The following is a 14,605-nucleotide window of genomic DNA, read 5'->3' as shown; positions in this document are numbered from 1 at the left end:
ATACCTCGAATAGAGGGGAAATCGACACTCAGAGTCGAATCCACGCTCCTGCAACACCAAACACCCCTACTTTCGCACCGACAAACCAGGTTCCCTGTCCTCGAAATGAGCTTATGCGACACCAATCACTCTTCGTCGACGTCCTCTCGAAGCTCACGGTCCGGCGGGAGTTCCGCGTTCTCCATCGCTTCCATCTTCTCTTCTCGACTCCACCCACCATACCGTTCTGTCGAGATGCCGAAGTAGGTCATTAGCGGCTAGTATGGCGCTCTATGGTAAAGAAACAAGCACCCACGGCACACAGTCTCTTATTCGATTCGTTCGCCTCATCCGGGCTTACTCGCCGACCCAGGCTATTTCCTGATCGTCTCCTCTGCCGCGGCGTTCAATCTCACCAATTCGCTCTAACATCAGAAGGCTCGCATTGTGGCTACCACCCGTTTCCGGTTCATAGCCCTGTCGATGGGCCCACCGGTCGAACTTCGGACGATCAATCTTTCCTTCATTGCGAATTAAACGGCGGTACTTCGCCGGCTGCGAGTCTGGATTATCCACTAAACGTTTGTAGTGAGTGTTATCGGTCGGAGTCTCAAGTCCGGTGTCATCGGGAATTGCAGGCATGCCTCTTCGCTTGGTCTCCTCAAGACTGCGTGTGAGTTCTGCGACATCGTCGTCCTCAGCTCCGGTGTTCGCTCCACGGATCTCAACCGTACTCGTGCTAAATGAGGATAGGTCCAACTCCAGTTCGGTTGCCCCAATAGCAGTTACAAACTCGTCAAGAGTGACGGTACCTTCAATGTCGAGATAAAGTTCGTATTCTCCAAGTCGGTCGCGACCGACTATAAGTTCCGCCGTGTCGAGGCCTCCGAACGTTTCCTCCACGAAAACAATCTCTCCGTCCCTGAACTCCATGCGATTTGTCATTGCTCCATACCTCCCTCTAGACCGCAGAGTTATAAAAGATTCTCAAGACACTCTAAGATACTTCAAGCTTTCAACGTAGATCATCGCTGTGTAAGCCTTCTCCATCGCCTCCAGCTTCTCCGTGAAAATCATATCCTCCCAGTCGCTCTACGTGTCTCCAATCGCAACCCACGCGACGTCCACCACGTCATTCATTCCTAATCACCTCGAGGAGTCGTCGTCCGAGCACCAGGGAGTCGGACCAACTCGCCGACGTCAACAAGACGACGAACGCGATTGTTCCAAAGGCAACGCCGGTTTCGGGAGAATCGCCCAGTATCAGGGCTACGCCTACTTGAGAGCCGATGAGACCCATTGCCGCTGAGAGGAGTTTCCCGAGAGTCACTTCTTCTGGCGCGTCGCCCATCGACTCTCACCGTCCTCGCTGTGGAAGTGGCAGTAGTGATCCCTGAACTTGCGATACACGTGCACAGTCAGTGTGCGGTCGCATCGAGACCCGTCAGCGACCGTCCCGTTACAACGCACAGTGATTTTCGTCGGATCACTCATCGACGATCACCCTGGATTGGAGAGGCATCCTCTGTGTCGAACCCATGCCAGGGGTAGTGCATCGGTACACCAGCGAGAGCAATCGGGACTGTCGTGACTGTCATCAGTAAGACTGAGGCGGGTATGTCTGCTCGGGTAGCACCGCCTTCGAGTATCTGGTTCTTCTCCTCCGATTGGATTTCTTCCATATGCAGAGGGGTAGTATTTTATCGAGGTTAAGGGCTACCCGTGTATCCGCATTGCTGGATGGCCAGATAGGCGAGTAAGCGTCTAGACGGCTACGCAGCTACGCGAATATCCGACTACCCACCTACTTACAAAGCCCGATATCGGGCAGTAGGAACAAAAACTCGCCGATCACAGCCGATGCTCAACGTGCCCTGTCTCTCGGCGCTCCTCACGTTCGGAGTGAACGACCGCCGCGTGGGTCGGTCTCCACTCCTCATCCGGTGTCGTTGCAACGTAGGCGGCCCATGCGTCAATCCATCCCAGTCGGTCGGTGTCTACGTCGGTCATTGTGGGGACGTGGCGGTCAGGGTGGTTAGTTCCTCGCTCCGAGGGCAGTAGCGGCGAGTACTCGCCGAGAACTCCCGCACAACGCACTTTCATCCGGCACAGTGCGCCGGCACAATCACTCAGCACCGACACCCGGCACAGTCACTCCGCACGAGCACAGAGCACGATCACTCGGCAGAGTGCGATAGCACAAGCACCAGGCACTGGCCGGAAACCTAAGACCACAGGCCACGACTACTCACTCAATGACCGACGAAGACGAAGAGCGCGAACGAATCACACAGCCCGTGTACGTCTACACCGGACCGCGGTGGCTGGCCGACGCAAAGGTCCGCTTCGGTCGCTGGCTCGAATCTCGCCGAGACGACGATACTCCTGGGATCATCATCGGGCCAAAACGGGTGGCTGACGCCAAGCTACGGTTCGGCCAGTGGATTGAGGAGCGCAGCGCCGGTAACGACTAACAGTAAAAGACGGGAGTTCACTCGGGGCCAAAGTCGTGTGCAGCGTCCGTTCCTGCTCTCGGATTGTACTCAACATATATAGATTCTGTCACGTCCACTGATCGGTGGCCGAGGTAGCGAGAGACCTCATACAGCCCAGCATCCGTCTCGTGCACGAGGTACGACCCGAGCCCATGGCGAATGTTGTGGCTTGAGATGAGCCACCGATTCGCTTCTTTTGCACCACCATCCTCCGGTTCAGGCGCATTCGCGTCAGCGTATAATCGCCGGTTGATTCCAGCGTTATCCGCTGCCCGAATCACGATATCGTTGATCGCCTCTGGGCTCAACGGCGCACCGCGCTCACCGACAAACAGGTGGTTGTGGTCTTCACCACCGAGGTAGTCGTCTCGATATCCACCGTCCAGCCATTTCTGCATCAACCCGTCGAGGTTCGGTTGCCATGCTACCACTCGTTCACGACTGTTTTTCGTAATTGACCCCGGTAGTTCAATCTCCCTTGCATCTCTATTCAGCATTTCTAGCGACACCTCGCTCGCCTCCCCTCGCCGCATCCCCGTATGCCACAACAAGCGAATCAGTAGCTGGTCCCTGACGCGGTTCCTACCGACGTGCTGTTCCATCTCCCGAACGTCGGCTTGGTCAACCGCGTAACGCTCACCGTCCTCGAGACGCTTGCTCTGCTCTGTCGTCTTCGTCATCCCCCATTTCTCCGTCTTCCTGTCATTCCAACGGTCCAGCGGGTTCGAGTCCACCAAATCCAAGGAGACGAAGTAGTCGTACATCGCGTAGATTCGGTCCCACCTGTACCGCGGCGTGGTCCCGTTGTACTGGTTCGACAGGTCACGCCCGAGTTGATTCGTATCCGTAGGTGTCACCTCTAACACAGACTCAATCCCCTGTTCATCGAGCCAGTGATCGTACCAGCGCACGTCCTGCTTGTACCGTTGTGTGCTAGCCGACGAACGTTGCTCAGAGTCGTTATCGTCGGTTCCAACCTCCAGCTCTTCCACATAGTCGATGATCTCGGGTCGACACTCATCAACCGATTTGAAGCGACGCGGCGGCATCTACTGCACCTCCGACGTTCGATAGTACCGGCGTTCACCCAGGTCTTCATCGTACGTCCACTGCACGTCAGGGTACCATTGGACAGCGCGAGAAATTGCTCGACGCGTCTTGTTCTTGTCAGCATCGACGAAATCAGACCAGAATCCGACAGTAGACATCTCTTTGGTGAGATCGAGGCCGTCAAGATCGCCATGCGTCGCATCTCGCAACACATCCTGATGCTCTCGGAACTCGTCTCCGGAGTCCATCACCGGTAACTGGACCGCGATGTCATCAGCGAGGTCATCAACCGCTTCCTCCTGGGGCTGCACGGCACTGTCTACACGCACAATCTCATGCTCAATCCTCTCCAGACGCTCAGTAACGTCACTGAGTGCAATTTCGACGGCGTTGGTGACTTGGTCTGTGTTGATCTCGGTGGGGGTTGCGTTGTCCTGTTCGTCTATGTGGCTGTTTGCTGAGGCTCGAAGCAACTGACTGACGCTCGGGAACTCACCTGTTTCCTCTATGTAGGACTCGAACTTTGCCTTCTTCTCGGGCGTAACCCTGACTTTGATGGTCTCCGTTCGGTTCGGCATGACTTCGAGCACCGGTTACAGAACCATAAATGTGTGCGAACATTGTGCCCCTCTTAGCAGGGAGAACCGCGTCATCTAACAACGCCGTTACACGCGCGTTTGACGCGATGCCCGGTTTCGGCCTCGTGCCGAGAACCGAACCCTAGTATTCGCACTTTTTGAGGTATTACGTAGCTATTCGTTAGAAATCCGGTTCCCCTTCAGAACCATCGCCTGTGCGAACAAGGGGCCAACGTGAGCGCTGTCTATCCCCTTGCTCGCCGCCTCCCGGAGGGACTCTTACGGTTACCCCTGATCCTCATACTCGTTTTCTATCGGGTCGTGTGACGAATCGGCGTCCGGTTCTACTTGCTCTCCCTGTGCTTCGAGCGTGGTGATGGCGTATCCGATGGTCCGGCCGAGTTCCCCAAGCACTTCGCGTTCTTGCTCGTCGAACGCATACGGACGGTCAGCGTAGACGACGAGCACGCCGTGGACGGATTCGAACACGATAGGGATGGCGGCGACTGACTCGAATTCGTGTTCAGCCGTCTCGTCTTCTTCCGTCTCGGCCGAGACCTCTTCAGGGATGTTTTCGACGACCTGTACTTCCTGCGTCTGGACGGCTTTCGCGGCTGGTTGATGCCCGAGCACTCGGTTTTCGGACACCATTACGGACTCAAGGCCGCGCTTGTCGACGCTCTCCCAATATCTTCCCAAGAACTGCTCGAAGTCGGAAGAGAACTCGCCGACCATGGCGAACGTATACGGTTCGGTCGCGATGAACCGCTCGCAAGCGGCTTGTTCGATTTCGGCGCGGGTCGTCGCCGTGAGGAGTGCCTTGTTGATATCTCGAATTAGTGCATTAATTCGGTTTAACGCCGCAAGTTGCTCCTCACGCTTTTTCCGCTCGATTGCGTATTGGAGCGACCGCATCAGTTGGGTGCTGTTGAGGTCGTCTTTCGGGAGATAGTCTTGTGCACCCCACATGATTGCCTCGCCTGCCACTTCGCGGTCGTCGAGTCCCGTCAGTACGATTACGGGAAGTTCTGGCGAATGCGAGAGAACCCGGTCGAGCGTCTCAAGCCCCGTACTTTCGGGGAGACCGAGGTCCAGGAGCACGAAATCGTACGCATTTTCGTCGAGGTGTTCGAGACCCTTGGTCAGGTTTTCGACGTGCGTCAGTTCCAACTCCTCTGTGTCCTCCAGAAGTGAGTTTTCTTCGAGATAGTATCTAATGAGACGCGCGTCACCCGGGTTATCTTCTATTAACAGTGCCTTCAGCGAGTTTTCTCGAATCATACTGAGCTGGTAGCGTTACCTACCGGGTACCTCTATCGAGTGTTGGTCCGTTATCCTTAATACCATGTCGATATTCCTAGTAAAGTTGATTATTATGGGAATATTACTGGATTTAGGTTTGCCATCCGGCAGAAATCAGGATGGTAAAACCGTTCTCACGGAGAGCGTGAAGCTTTCTCGAACCTCAAACCACGAGCGCATGAAGCAGAGAGGACAGTGTTGGACGTAAGCGCCCACGAGTCGTATGGATGGGCCGTTATTTTCGAGTGTTCGACGGTGGGTATTTCACGACCGTAAACCAGAACTCCTCGATACTGCGGACGATTTCGAGGAATCCGTCGAAGTCAACAGGTTTAGTGAGATATGCGTTGGCGTGTAAATCGTAGGATTTGGCGATATCTTCTTCGGCGTCCGAACTCGTGAGCACCACGACCGGGATTCGCTTGAGGTCGGGGTCGGTCTTAATTTCTTGAAGTACCTCTTTACCATCCATCTTGGGCATGTTGAGGTCGAGGAGTATGAGGTCCGGGCGAGGGGCATCGGCGTACTCGCCCTCTTGGCGGAGAAACGACATGGCCTCGACGCCGTCGCGAACGACGTAGAGGTGGTTGGTTACTTTTCCCTGCTGTAATCCCTTTTTGGTCAATCGAACGTCTCCGGGATTATCCTCCACCAGGAGTATCTCGATAGGTTCGTTCTTTTCGGAAGTCATACTGTTTCACCATCTGGACTGCTGGCTGCATATTCGGGACCATGAAGTAAAACGTTGTACCGCTACCAACACCGGAGTCGCTCTCACATACTCTCCTCGTCGTGGCCAGTCTCAGAATCGATACCCGTCCCGAACATCTAACTCCTTTCCACTCCGTCTGCTGGTATGTTCGGAATCGGCACGCTTCCCGACCTCTTGCGACTGGTCGTTGTACCCGTCCTCGCGTGGACTGCGTGGCGCGACATTCGCACGCGGCGCGTCCCTAACGTCGTCTGGTATCCACTGGCGGCGCTGGGACTCGCCTTGCTCGCGTGGGAACTCTTCGGCCATCTTCCAGTCGAGACGGTGTTCGACCGCCTGTACCTCATCCGGGTCGGTGTGAGCGTCTTCTTCGTCGTCCCGCTTTCGTACCTGTTCTGGCGACTCGGTGGCTTCGGGGGTGCCGACGCGAAGGCACTCATGGTCTTCGCCATCTTACTCCCGACGTTCCCGAGTTACACCGTCGGTGAACTGGTCTTTCCCCTCGCGGACCCGACGCGACTCGGCGTCTTCTCGATGACTGTCCTTACGAACACCGTCATCGTCGGTCTCGCGTACCCACTTTTGCTCGCCGTGCGAAATCTCGCAGCGGGGGAGTTCGAGTTCCCACTTTCGTTTGTTGGTCGTCGCGTCCCCGTTTCGTCGCTCTCGACGGCCCACGGTCGCCTCTTCGAGTCACCCGACGGCATCACCCGAAACGGACTCGACCTCGACGCGCTTCGGATGTACCTCCGCTGGCGCGGCCTGTCGCTTTCGGACGTGCGAGCGAATCCGGAGGCGCTTCGTAACCCGGAGAGTATCGGCGAGACGTTCGACCCGACAGACGGTGCGGTTCACCGAGCGACTACTGATGGTGGGACTGAAGCCGACCTCGGTACGTCTGCCGACACTGTCGAAGACGCCGACACCGACTTCGACGACCCGTGGGGTGCGGCCGAGTTCCTCGACGAAATCGAGGGGTCAGCCTACGGCACGACGCCGGAGAAACTCCGCGGCGGTCTCGAACTCGTGACGGCCCGCGAGGCCGTCTGGATTTCGCCCGGTATTCCGTTCATCGTCCCGATGTTCGTCGGTCTCGTCGTCGCGCTCATCTACGGCGATATCCTCTTCGGCGTCCTCAGGGCACTCGGAATCGTCTGATTGTTGACGCCTGACGACGCACAAGAGATAACCTCTGTGACCTCGTGGCCCGAATTATGACCGTCGATGTCGACTTCGGTGAGGATGGACTCGTCCCCGCCGTGGCGCAGGACGCCGATTCCGGGGAGGTGCTTATGCTGGCTTACGTCTCTTCGGAGGCCCTCGAACGGACTATCGAGACGGGCCGAGCGCACTACTACTCGCGGAGTCGCGACGAACTCTGGGAGAAAGGCGCATCGAGCGGCCACACACAGGAGATTCGAGAGGTTCGCGTCGATTGCGACGCCGACACGCTACTTTATCTCGTCGACCAGAACGTCGGCGCGTGTCACACGGGGCACCGGTCGTGTTTCTACCGGACGGTCGAGGGAGAGAACGTCGGCGAGCGCGTTTTCGACCCTGACGCCGTGTACGACGACGAGTGAACAGATGAGCGTGGGAGTGGGACGATGGTAAACGCGGTCTCTGTGGTGGCAACCGCCGTCGGGTTCGGGTGTTTCGTCCTGAGTGCCCGACTGTTCAAAAGCGCCGCGGCCGCCCGGCGGGTCGCCCGTTCTGACGACCCTGAATTCGTCCTCGACCCGACCCGCGAGGACCCTCCGGATGACGAAATAGACGCCACCGCCCTCGAACGCGGATTCATGCTTCTCGTCTTTGGGGGACTGGCGCTCGTTTTCGCGGCGATTAGTCTGTGAGCGACCGCGCCATAATCACCGTGGGATACACTTCGTCTCCGACTTCCGTCTCGGTTCGGTCGACCACTTCGAATCCTCGCGAACGATAGAACGCCCGTCCAGCATCGTTTTCTGCGAACGATTCGAGAACGAGGCGGTCGTATTGTTCGGGGATGGTAGCTGTGACTGCGTCCAGAAGCGCCGACCCGATACCGTCGCCCCACCGCGATGGGTCGACGTAGATGACCCACAACCCGGCGTCGTCGTGGCCGACGAAGGACTTGGTTTCGTCACCCCAGCGAGTCGCGGCGAATCCGACGACTCCCCCGTTATCACTCCCAGAGTCTCGGACTGCAACAACGTACCGTCCTGATTCGGTCGCGTTGAGCGCGTTCGCGTAGTCGAGTTGCTCGCGAAGTTCCGTCTCGTCGGGCGGCGTGTCAGGATTTGGGAGCGCGTCTTCCGGCAGAATGTGTTCGTACGCCCGAACCCAACATCGCGAATTAACCTGCCACACACCTCGCATTTCCGCAACTGCCTGTGGCTGTCTGATGGTGATATCGATGTCGACGTCGGTCTCGCTACCCGTGTCGTGACTCATACGACCGACTTTCGGTCCCAGCCAAAAATGATTACCCGACTATAGGTCGTCGACTGCGGCGCGGAGTGCGTCTGCGGCGTCTTCGGCGAGTTCGGTCGCTCGTTCTTCGGTTCGGCCTTCGGCGTAGACGCGAACTTTCGGTTCGGTTCCCGAGGGTCGTACGAGCACCCACGCGTCGCCGTAGTCGAGGCGGTAACCGTCGGTCGTGTTCGGCGTCGCATCGGCGGACTGGGCGTACTCGTCGGCGGCGTTCAGCATGGCCGTCAGTTCCGACTCTTCGGCGTATTCGAGGTTGATGCGGACGTTGTAGTAGTCCTGATACGGTGCGACGACCTCGCTCGCGGGGCGCTCGGCGACGAGTTCGAGGAACTTCGCCGCGATGTACGCGCCGTCGCGGACGAGACGGTAGTTCGGGAAGAAGATGCCTCCGTTACCCTCACCGGCGACGGGGACGGTTTTGCCCTCGCGCCAGAGTTCGCGGATGCGAGTGATGAGATTCGTCGCGCCGATAGGCGTGAGTTCGAGGTCGGCACCGACTTCCTCGCACACGTCGACGAGTCGCTGGGAGACGTTCACGGCAGAGACGGTCACGTCGCCCGGTTCGAGGGCGGCGGCCGCGAGGGCGGCGAGTGATGCCTCACCGGAGATGCTTTCGCCGTGTTCGTTCACGAAGATGGCCCGGTCCGCGTCGCCGTCGTGGGCGATTCCCACGTCGGCGTCAGTCGCGCGGACGAGTCGTTCGAGGTCGCGGAGGTTCTCGGGCACCGGTTCGGACTCGCGGCCGGGGAAGTGGCCGTCGGGTTGGGCGTTGACGGTGCGGACCTCACAGCCGAGTTCGCGGAGTAAGTCGGGTGAGACGAGCGACCCGGCTCCGTGGCCGGGGTCGAGTGCAACGGTGAGATTCGCCTCCGCGATTGCCTCGCGGTCGATGCTCGCGAGGAGTTCTTCGCGATAATCGTCGTTGACCGTCTCGATGGTGCGGGTGTCCCCAACTTCGTCCCACGCGACCACGTCGAATTCCTCGGCGAGGATGTGGTCTTCGATGCGTTCTAACTCCTCGACGGCGAGTTCGACGCCGTCGTCGCCGACGAGTTTGACGCCGTTGAACTCGGGTGGGTTGTGCGACGCCGTGATGACGACGCCCGGAACGGCCTCGTCCTCGCAGTACTTGACGGCGGCGGGCGTCGGAACGACACCGAGGTCGTCTACGTCGACGCCGACGCTGGCGAGGCCGGACATGGCTGCGTTGACGAACATTTCCCCTGTAGTTCGTGTGTCACGTGCGATGGCAACGCGGTCGACGTTCCAGACCGTGCCAGCGGCCTTCGCGACGCGAAGGACGAACTCCGGGGTGAGGCTCTCACCAACCACGCCCCGCGTCCCGCTGGAACCGAAGAGTTTCATTGAGTGTGTCTGTATTCCGGCGAGACAAAGCCGTTCCGAACTATTGGCTCGCAATTGTTCTGGATATCTTCGTCGCAGACGGAACGGTACCGGGCTTCAGTCACCGGATTCGGTGCGTTTACGCACGTCGGTTGCTCACAGTGGCGTATGTTCCCAGAGTTCGAAGTCGTCCCCGCGGTCGACATGCAAGACGGCGAAGTCGTCCAACTCGTTCAGGGCGAACGCGGCACCGAGAAGTCCTACGGCGAACCGGTCGAAGCCGCCCGCCGCTGGGTCGACGCCGGTGCGAAAACACTCCACCTCGTCGACCTCGATGGCGCGTTCGAAGGCGACCGAAAGAACGCTCCGGCGGTCGATGCCGTCCTCGACGCGGTCGACGTTCCGCTCCAACTCGGCGGCGGCATTCGAACCGTTGAGGACGCCCGTGACCTCCTCGACCGGGGCGTCGACCGCGTCATTCTCGGGACGGCCGCGGTCGAGAACCCCGACATCGTCGCAGAACTCGCCGAGGACTACCCCGACGGCGTGATGGTCAGCCTCGACGCGAAAGACGGTGAGGTTGTCGTCTCCGGCTGGACCGAAGGGACCGGTCTCGACCCCGCGGAGGCCGCCGCTCGCTACGAAGAACTCGGGGCCGCTGCAATCTTGTTCACTGACGTGGACGTAGAGGGCCAACTCGAAGGCGTCCACCTCGACACCACGTCCCGCGTCGTCGATGCGGTCGATATCCCCGTCGTCGCGTCCGGTGGCGTCGCCTCCCTGGCCGATATCCGCGCACTTCGCGATGCGGGCGCAGCAGCGACTGTCGTCGGGACCGCACTCTACGAGGGTCGCTTCACCCTCGAAGCGGCGCTGGACGCGTAGACGCACCGCTGCCGCAGTTCGATTTGGGTTGTTTTGGGCCGTTAGAACCGAATATAATAGCCGACGAATGCGGCGAGACTGTCGACTGTTCCGTAGACGCCGACGGCGACGAATAGTACTCCGATTATGGTCGTTTCCGGACGCGAGGTGCTGAGAAACGGCCCGCTGAGGGCGAGCATACTGAGCGTCACCACGTCGCGTTTTGGACTAGCTATCGGTCCACACCGCGTCATCCGGGGCTGCTCTCCGTTCGGCGTCTATGTTGTCGCATCGTGTCCGGTTGCCCTACCGTCTGTCGCGTACCCCTCCGTCAATAATTGCTGCACTAACTGCCATCGTCACGAGTACGATTCCAAGTGCGATAGCAACTCCCGACCGAGCGGTAAGCAGTAGTCCCCCGACGCAGATGGTGTAACCCACCACCAGCGCTCCCTTTCGCTGCATGCATCACCGTACTCACCCGGTGATATGAATTTCCGGCAGACAGGCGTCTGACGGTCGTTTGTAGACTGACACTCCAACTAACGGTGGGTTCGATGCTCATTTTGCCAGCCCTCGCGACCGTCCCCAGTTGTCTGACCCACCTCAACCGGACAATTGCGGCGTTCGCTCTCGATACTCGCTTTCGACACTGCCACCGCGCTGAAACTGGCCACGACGAGAATTCATATATGGGCTGCCCCCTTCGAACGCGACATGAGCGACGCCGACCGAACCGCGGCCGTCTCCCGGGAGACGGCTGAGACGACAATCGACGTGACACTCGCCATCGACGGCGACGGCGACGCGGTCGTCGACACCGGAATCGGCTTCTTCGACCACATGCTGGAAGCCTTCGCCAAACATGGTCTATTCGACCTCACCGTCCAGTGCGACGGCGACCTCCACATCGACGACCACCACACCGTCGAAGACGTGGCTATCGTCGTCGGCGAGGCGTTCACGGAGGCGCTCGGCGACAAACGCGGCATCGTCCGCTACGCCGACCGAAAGGTCCCGCTCGACGAAGCTGTCGCGTCAGTCGTCGTCGACGTGTCCGGTCGTCCCTTCTTCGAGTTCTCTGGTGAGTTCTCCCAACCCTATATCGGCGAGTTCACGAGCGTCATGGCCGAACACTTCGCCATGTCGTTGGCGATGAATGCCGGTCTCACGCTCCACGCCGGGGTCGACGGCGAAAACGCACACCACGAGGTCGAAGCGCTATTCAAGGCGCTCGCGCGTGCGCTCGATGACGCGACTCGCGTGGACCCACGGCGCTCCGACACGCCGAGTACGAAAGGAAAACTGTAGACTAAAACCAGTTTGAGACCGCTCCCAATCGGCTCAGGGACGGCGAAGCATTCCACCGTCGTCGACGAGGACACCGCGTTCGACCGCGTAGTCGAAGATGTCCGCGACCTCGTCGTCGTCGAGGTCGTACGCACCTGAGGCTAACTCTTCAATCTCCGCCCGCTCGACGGGGAACTCGCGGTTTTGCAGGATACGAATGACTTTGCGGAACTTCGGCGGCTCGGGTCGCATGTCGTCGTCTCCCGTTTCCTTCCCTTCTGCGTCGGTTTCGGCAGAGTCGGCCTGTGGCTCGGGTTCGGTAGTCGTTTCCGACTCGGTTTCTTCGCCTCCGTCTTCGGCCTGCTTGCCTTCTCCGATGCGCCCGCGCTCCTCGACTTTGCTCTCTGTTTTCCCGGTGTGAACCGAGTCGTCGAGCGGGTCCGACGAGGTGTCGTCCGTCGATTCGGCGGGCGTCGGTGCGGGGTCGACAGGCTCGACATCGACCGACGTTGCATCATTGACTGACCCGCTCCCTGCGCTCGTCGGTGTTGTGGATGCGCCGGTCTCTGCCGGTGCGTCGTCGGGAACGTCCACGTCCGCGTCGACGCCGAGTCGAGCGAGAAGCGGCGAAATCACGTCGGTCAACGTCTCCTGACAGTGTTCACAGAGGATGACGCGGCGCTGGTCGTCGGCTGGCGTCAGCTCCGGGGGCAGTACCTCGAAGACGCCAGCGGCGTCGGTCCCACAGAAGTCGCAGGTGCGTAGCTCGCGCATGCTGGACGGGTTTTCGCGCCGACGGTTAAACCCATCTCCGGCGCTCGACTGTTCGGTGAAATCAGCCCCGGCGGAGCGTCCGCGGCATCTCCCTCCGACGTGCTCTAGCTTGCTTTCTGTCTCCGACGCGCTCCAGCTTGCTTTCTTCCTTCGACGCGCCTGACGTACCACTTAATGTGGCTGGCCGCAAACCCCCGGACTAACGAATGTTCGACGAGATTATGGAGAAGTTCGAGGGCAGTCCAAGCCAGCAGGCTGTCATTCGACTCCTTTTGGAACGCGGGTTCTCCGTCAACGACGAGGGACGGGTCGTCTCCGGCGGAATCGAGATACCGAACACCGGTATCGCCAGAGAGGCCGACGTGGACCGACGCGTCGTGGATTCGACCACCGACGCCATCCTCGCCGACGAAGAACTCCGACAAATCTTCCAGAACATCTCGGCGATTCCGAGTCTGATGGACCTCGCACCGGTGCTCAACCTCTCTGTCCTCACCGTCGAAGTGGCCGACGCCGACGAACCCGGTATCGTCGCGACCGTCACCTCGAAACTGGGCGACGCGGATATCTCCATCCGACAGACGATTAGCGAGGACCCCGAGTTCACCGACGACCCGAAACTCTACATTATCACCGACGAACCGGTTCCGGGCGACCTGCTTAACGACCTTTCGAGCCTCGATTTCGTCCGTCGAATCACCATCGCCTGAGTGACTGGGAGTGGTCGGGTTGCGCGGTTAATCGAAGGCCATATCGGCGAAACCGGCCTGAACGGCCTCATCTTGCCTATTTGTTCATGTATGTTTCTGTCAGGTTGGCAATAAGACTCTTGTAGTTGCTCGTGCTATACAATGGCATGGAACGTCCCCGTAGTTGCATGTGTTGTGGTGCACAGATTTCGGAAACACGCCACCTCTGCGGCGTCTGCATTCAGAACGGGTGTACGTCGTACGCGAATATCTGTGGGCAGTAACGCGGCTTTTCGGAGCTCTGCTTTCTAACCCGCACCTACTCGAAGCCAGCCGGCCGACCCGAGTCGACGCTTTGCGGTCCGCGCCGGTGGGAATGCTTTTGCATGCCGCGACGCCAACTCGCAGTCATGACCGACGCCTATCGAACCGTCGCGGGACGGGCCGAGGCCCGATTCGAGGTCAACGGCTCGGAGTTCATCGGGTACATCTCGCCCGCCGAGACGGTCGACGAGGCGGAAGCGTTCGTCGACGAAATCGAAGAGCGACATCCGGACGCGACACACAACGTCCCCGCGTATCGCGTCCCGGCAGGCGGGGCCTCGTCTACCGTTCCCGGCGGCGGGAACGTCATGCTCCGCGAGTACCAGAGTGACGACGGCGAACCGACCGGGTCGTCGGGCAAGCCTGCGCTGAACGTCCTCGTCCAGCAGGACGTTCGCAACGTCGCCGTCGTCGTGACACGCTACTACGGCGGCACCAACCTCGGCGTTGGCGGCCTCGCTCGGGCGTACTCGCGCGCCGTCAAGGAAGCCCTCGACGCAGCGGGCATCGTCGAAGAAATTCCGCACGAGCGCTTCACCGCGACGGTCGACTACGACGACTCCGGCGACGTTCGCGGCATCCTCGAATCGACGGGTGTCGAGTTCGATGCCGACTACGACCAGCGCGTCTCCTTTTCGGTTCGCGTTCCCGTCGACGATGCCGACGGCCTCCGCGATAGACTCCGAAGTGCGACGAGCGGCCGTGTCGAACTCGAATAAAAGAGACTGTGTC

At 59.5% G+C, this 14,605-nt stretch carries 20 protein-coding genes; 8 read left to right on the top strand and 12 right to left on the bottom strand.

Features of this window, described 5'->3' with window-relative positions:
* Positions 1-125: 125 nt before the first annotated feature.
* The 4 genes from HFX_RS20515 to HFX_RS20110 all read right to left on the bottom strand — a co-directional run bounded on the left by HFX_RS20515 (position 126) and on the right by HFX_RS20110 (position 1,989).
* A complete protein-coding gene (locus tag HFX_RS20515) occupies positions 126-251 on the bottom strand; it encodes a hypothetical protein (RefSeq protein ID WP_269321942.1) in 126 nt (41 codons plus the stop codon).
* An 85-nt stretch (positions 252-336) separates the two neighbouring features.
* Positions 337-924, bottom strand: a complete 588-nt coding sequence (locus tag HFX_RS14695; protein WP_014732592.1) for a hypothetical protein — start codon at positions 922-924, stop codon at positions 337-339.
* A 187-nt stretch (positions 925-1,111) separates the two neighbouring features.
* Positions 1,112-1,330 (bottom strand): hypothetical protein, encoded by a 219-nt coding sequence (locus HFX_RS14690; protein WP_004058918.1) that lies wholly within the window; start codon positions 1,328-1,330, stop codon positions 1,112-1,114.
* Between the two features lie 500 nt (positions 1,331-1,830).
* On the bottom strand, positions 1,831-1,989 hold the full coding sequence (locus tag HFX_RS20110) for a hypothetical protein (protein WP_004058921.1): 159 nt from the start codon (positions 1,987-1,989) through the stop codon (positions 1,831-1,833).
* A 245-nt stretch (positions 1,990-2,234) separates the two neighbouring features.
* Between HFX_RS20110 and HFX_RS14680 the strand changes: the two genes are divergently transcribed.
* Positions 2,235-2,453, top strand: coding sequence for a hypothetical protein (locus HFX_RS14680; RefSeq protein WP_004058923.1), 219 nt, complete (start codon positions 2,235-2,237; stop codon positions 2,451-2,453).
* A gap of 17 nt (positions 2,454-2,470) precedes the next feature.
* Here HFX_RS14680 and HFX_RS14675 read toward each other — a convergent pair whose 3' ends face one another.
* The 4 genes from HFX_RS14675 to HFX_RS14660 all read right to left on the bottom strand — a co-directional run bounded on the left by HFX_RS14675 (position 2,471) and on the right by HFX_RS14660 (position 6,095).
* The gene (locus tag HFX_RS14675; protein ID WP_231512858.1) at positions 2,471-3,238 is read right to left on the bottom strand and encodes a tyrosine-type recombinase/integrase; all 768 of its coding nucleotides are present in this window, start codon (positions 3,236-3,238) and stop codon (positions 2,471-2,473) included.
* Positions 3,239-3,523: 285 nt separating this feature from the next.
* Positions 3,524-4,102: a hypothetical protein gene (locus HFX_RS14670; protein WP_004058928.1), complete on the bottom strand. Its 579-nt coding sequence runs from the start codon at positions 4,100-4,102 to the stop codon at positions 3,524-3,526.
* A gap of 285 nt (positions 4,103-4,387) precedes the next feature.
* On the bottom strand, positions 4,388-5,383 hold the full coding sequence (locus HFX_RS14665) for a response regulator (protein ID WP_004058930.1): 996 nt from the start codon (positions 5,381-5,383) through the stop codon (positions 4,388-4,390).
* Positions 5,384-5,639: 256 nt separating this feature from the next.
* Positions 5,640-6,095, bottom strand: coding sequence for a response regulator (locus HFX_RS14660; protein ID WP_004058932.1), 456 nt, complete (start codon positions 6,093-6,095; stop codon positions 5,640-5,642).
* 165 nt (positions 6,096-6,260) lie between these two features.
* On the opposite strand from HFX_RS14660, the gene HFX_RS14655 reads away from it, so the two are divergent.
* Genes HFX_RS14655 through HFX_RS14645 form a run of 3 tightly spaced genes read left to right on the top strand, consistent with a single transcriptional unit; the run spans position 6,261 to position 7,969 of the window.
* Complete coding sequence (locus HFX_RS14655) at positions 6,261-7,274, top strand: A24 family peptidase (protein ID WP_004058934.1); 1,014 nt, start codon at positions 6,261-6,263, stop codon at positions 7,272-7,274.
* Positions 7,275-7,330: 56 nt separating this feature from the next.
* Positions 7,331-7,699, top strand: a complete 369-nt coding sequence (hisI, locus tag HFX_RS14650) for a phosphoribosyl-AMP cyclohydrolase (protein ID WP_004058935.1) — start codon at positions 7,331-7,333, stop codon at positions 7,697-7,699.
* 24 nt (positions 7,700-7,723) lie between these two features.
* Positions 7,724-7,969 (top strand): hypothetical protein, encoded by a 246-nt coding sequence (locus HFX_RS14645; RefSeq protein WP_049917456.1) that lies wholly within the window; start codon positions 7,724-7,726, stop codon positions 7,967-7,969.
* Here HFX_RS14645 and HFX_RS14640 read toward each other — a convergent pair.
* Together HFX_RS14640 and glmM are read right to left on the bottom strand one after the other, a co-directional pair.
* Positions 7,959-8,549, bottom strand: a complete 591-nt coding sequence (locus HFX_RS14640) for a GNAT family N-acetyltransferase (protein WP_004058940.1) — start codon at positions 8,547-8,549, stop codon at positions 7,959-7,961. The two genes, HFX_RS14645 and HFX_RS14640, sit on opposite strands and share 11 nt — an antisense overlap.
* Before the next feature lie 39 nt (positions 8,550-8,588).
* Positions 8,589-9,953 carry a phosphoglucosamine mutase gene (gene glmM, locus HFX_RS14635; protein WP_004058942.1) on the bottom strand — a complete coding sequence of 455 codons (1,365 nt, stop codon included), beginning with the start codon at positions 9,951-9,953 and terminating at the stop codon, positions 8,589-8,591.
* 147 nt (positions 9,954-10,100) lie between these two features.
* On the opposite strand from glmM, the gene hisA reads away from it, so the two are divergent.
* Positions 10,101-10,817 carry a 1-(5-phosphoribosyl)-5-[(5-phosphoribosylamino)methylideneamino]imidazole-4-carboxamide isomerase gene (gene hisA / locus HFX_RS14630; protein ID WP_004058944.1) on the top strand — a complete coding sequence of 239 codons (717 nt, stop codon included), beginning with the start codon at positions 10,101-10,103 and terminating at the stop codon, positions 10,815-10,817.
* A gap of 41 nt (positions 10,818-10,858) precedes the next feature.
* Here the strand turns inward: hisA and HFX_RS14625 are convergent, their stop codons facing one another.
* Positions 10,859-11,050 carry a hypothetical protein gene (locus tag HFX_RS14625; RefSeq protein WP_049917458.1) on the bottom strand — a complete coding sequence of 64 codons (192 nt, stop codon included), beginning with the start codon at positions 11,048-11,050 and terminating at the stop codon, positions 10,859-10,861.
* Between the two features lie 463 nt (positions 11,051-11,513).
* On the opposite strand from HFX_RS14625, the gene hisB reads away from it, so the two are divergent.
* Complete coding sequence (gene hisB / locus HFX_RS14620) at positions 11,514-12,107, top strand: imidazoleglycerol-phosphate dehydratase HisB (RefSeq protein ID WP_004058948.1); 594 nt, start codon at positions 11,514-11,516, stop codon at positions 12,105-12,107.
* Positions 12,108-12,140: 33 nt separating this feature from the next.
* Here hisB and HFX_RS14615 read toward each other — a convergent pair whose 3' ends face one another.
* On the bottom strand, positions 12,141-12,860 hold the full coding sequence (locus HFX_RS14615; RefSeq protein ID WP_004058950.1) for a hypothetical protein: 720 nt from the start codon (positions 12,858-12,860) through the stop codon (positions 12,141-12,143).
* 206 nt (positions 12,861-13,066) lie between these two features.
* Here HFX_RS14615 and HFX_RS14610 point away from each other — a divergent pair, with 206 nt between their 5' ends.
* Together HFX_RS14610 and HFX_RS14605 are read left to right on the top strand one after the other, a co-directional pair.
* Positions 13,067-13,570 carry a hypothetical protein gene (locus tag HFX_RS14610; RefSeq protein ID WP_004058952.1) on the top strand — a complete coding sequence of 168 codons (504 nt, stop codon included), beginning with the start codon at positions 13,067-13,069 and terminating at the stop codon, positions 13,568-13,570.
* Between the two features lie 389 nt (positions 13,571-13,959).
* A complete protein-coding gene (locus HFX_RS14605; RefSeq protein WP_004058961.1) occupies positions 13,960-14,592 on the top strand; it encodes an IMPACT family protein in 633 nt (210 codons plus the stop codon).
* Positions 14,593-14,605: the final 13 nt, after the last annotated feature.

It is taken from the genome of Haloferax mediterranei ATCC 33500, from assembly GCF_000306765.2.
Classification (GTDB): Archaea; Halobacteriota; Halobacteria; order Halobacteriales; family Haloferacaceae; genus Haloferax; species Haloferax mediterranei.
This window is presented reverse-complemented; position numbering and strand designations above follow the sequence as displayed.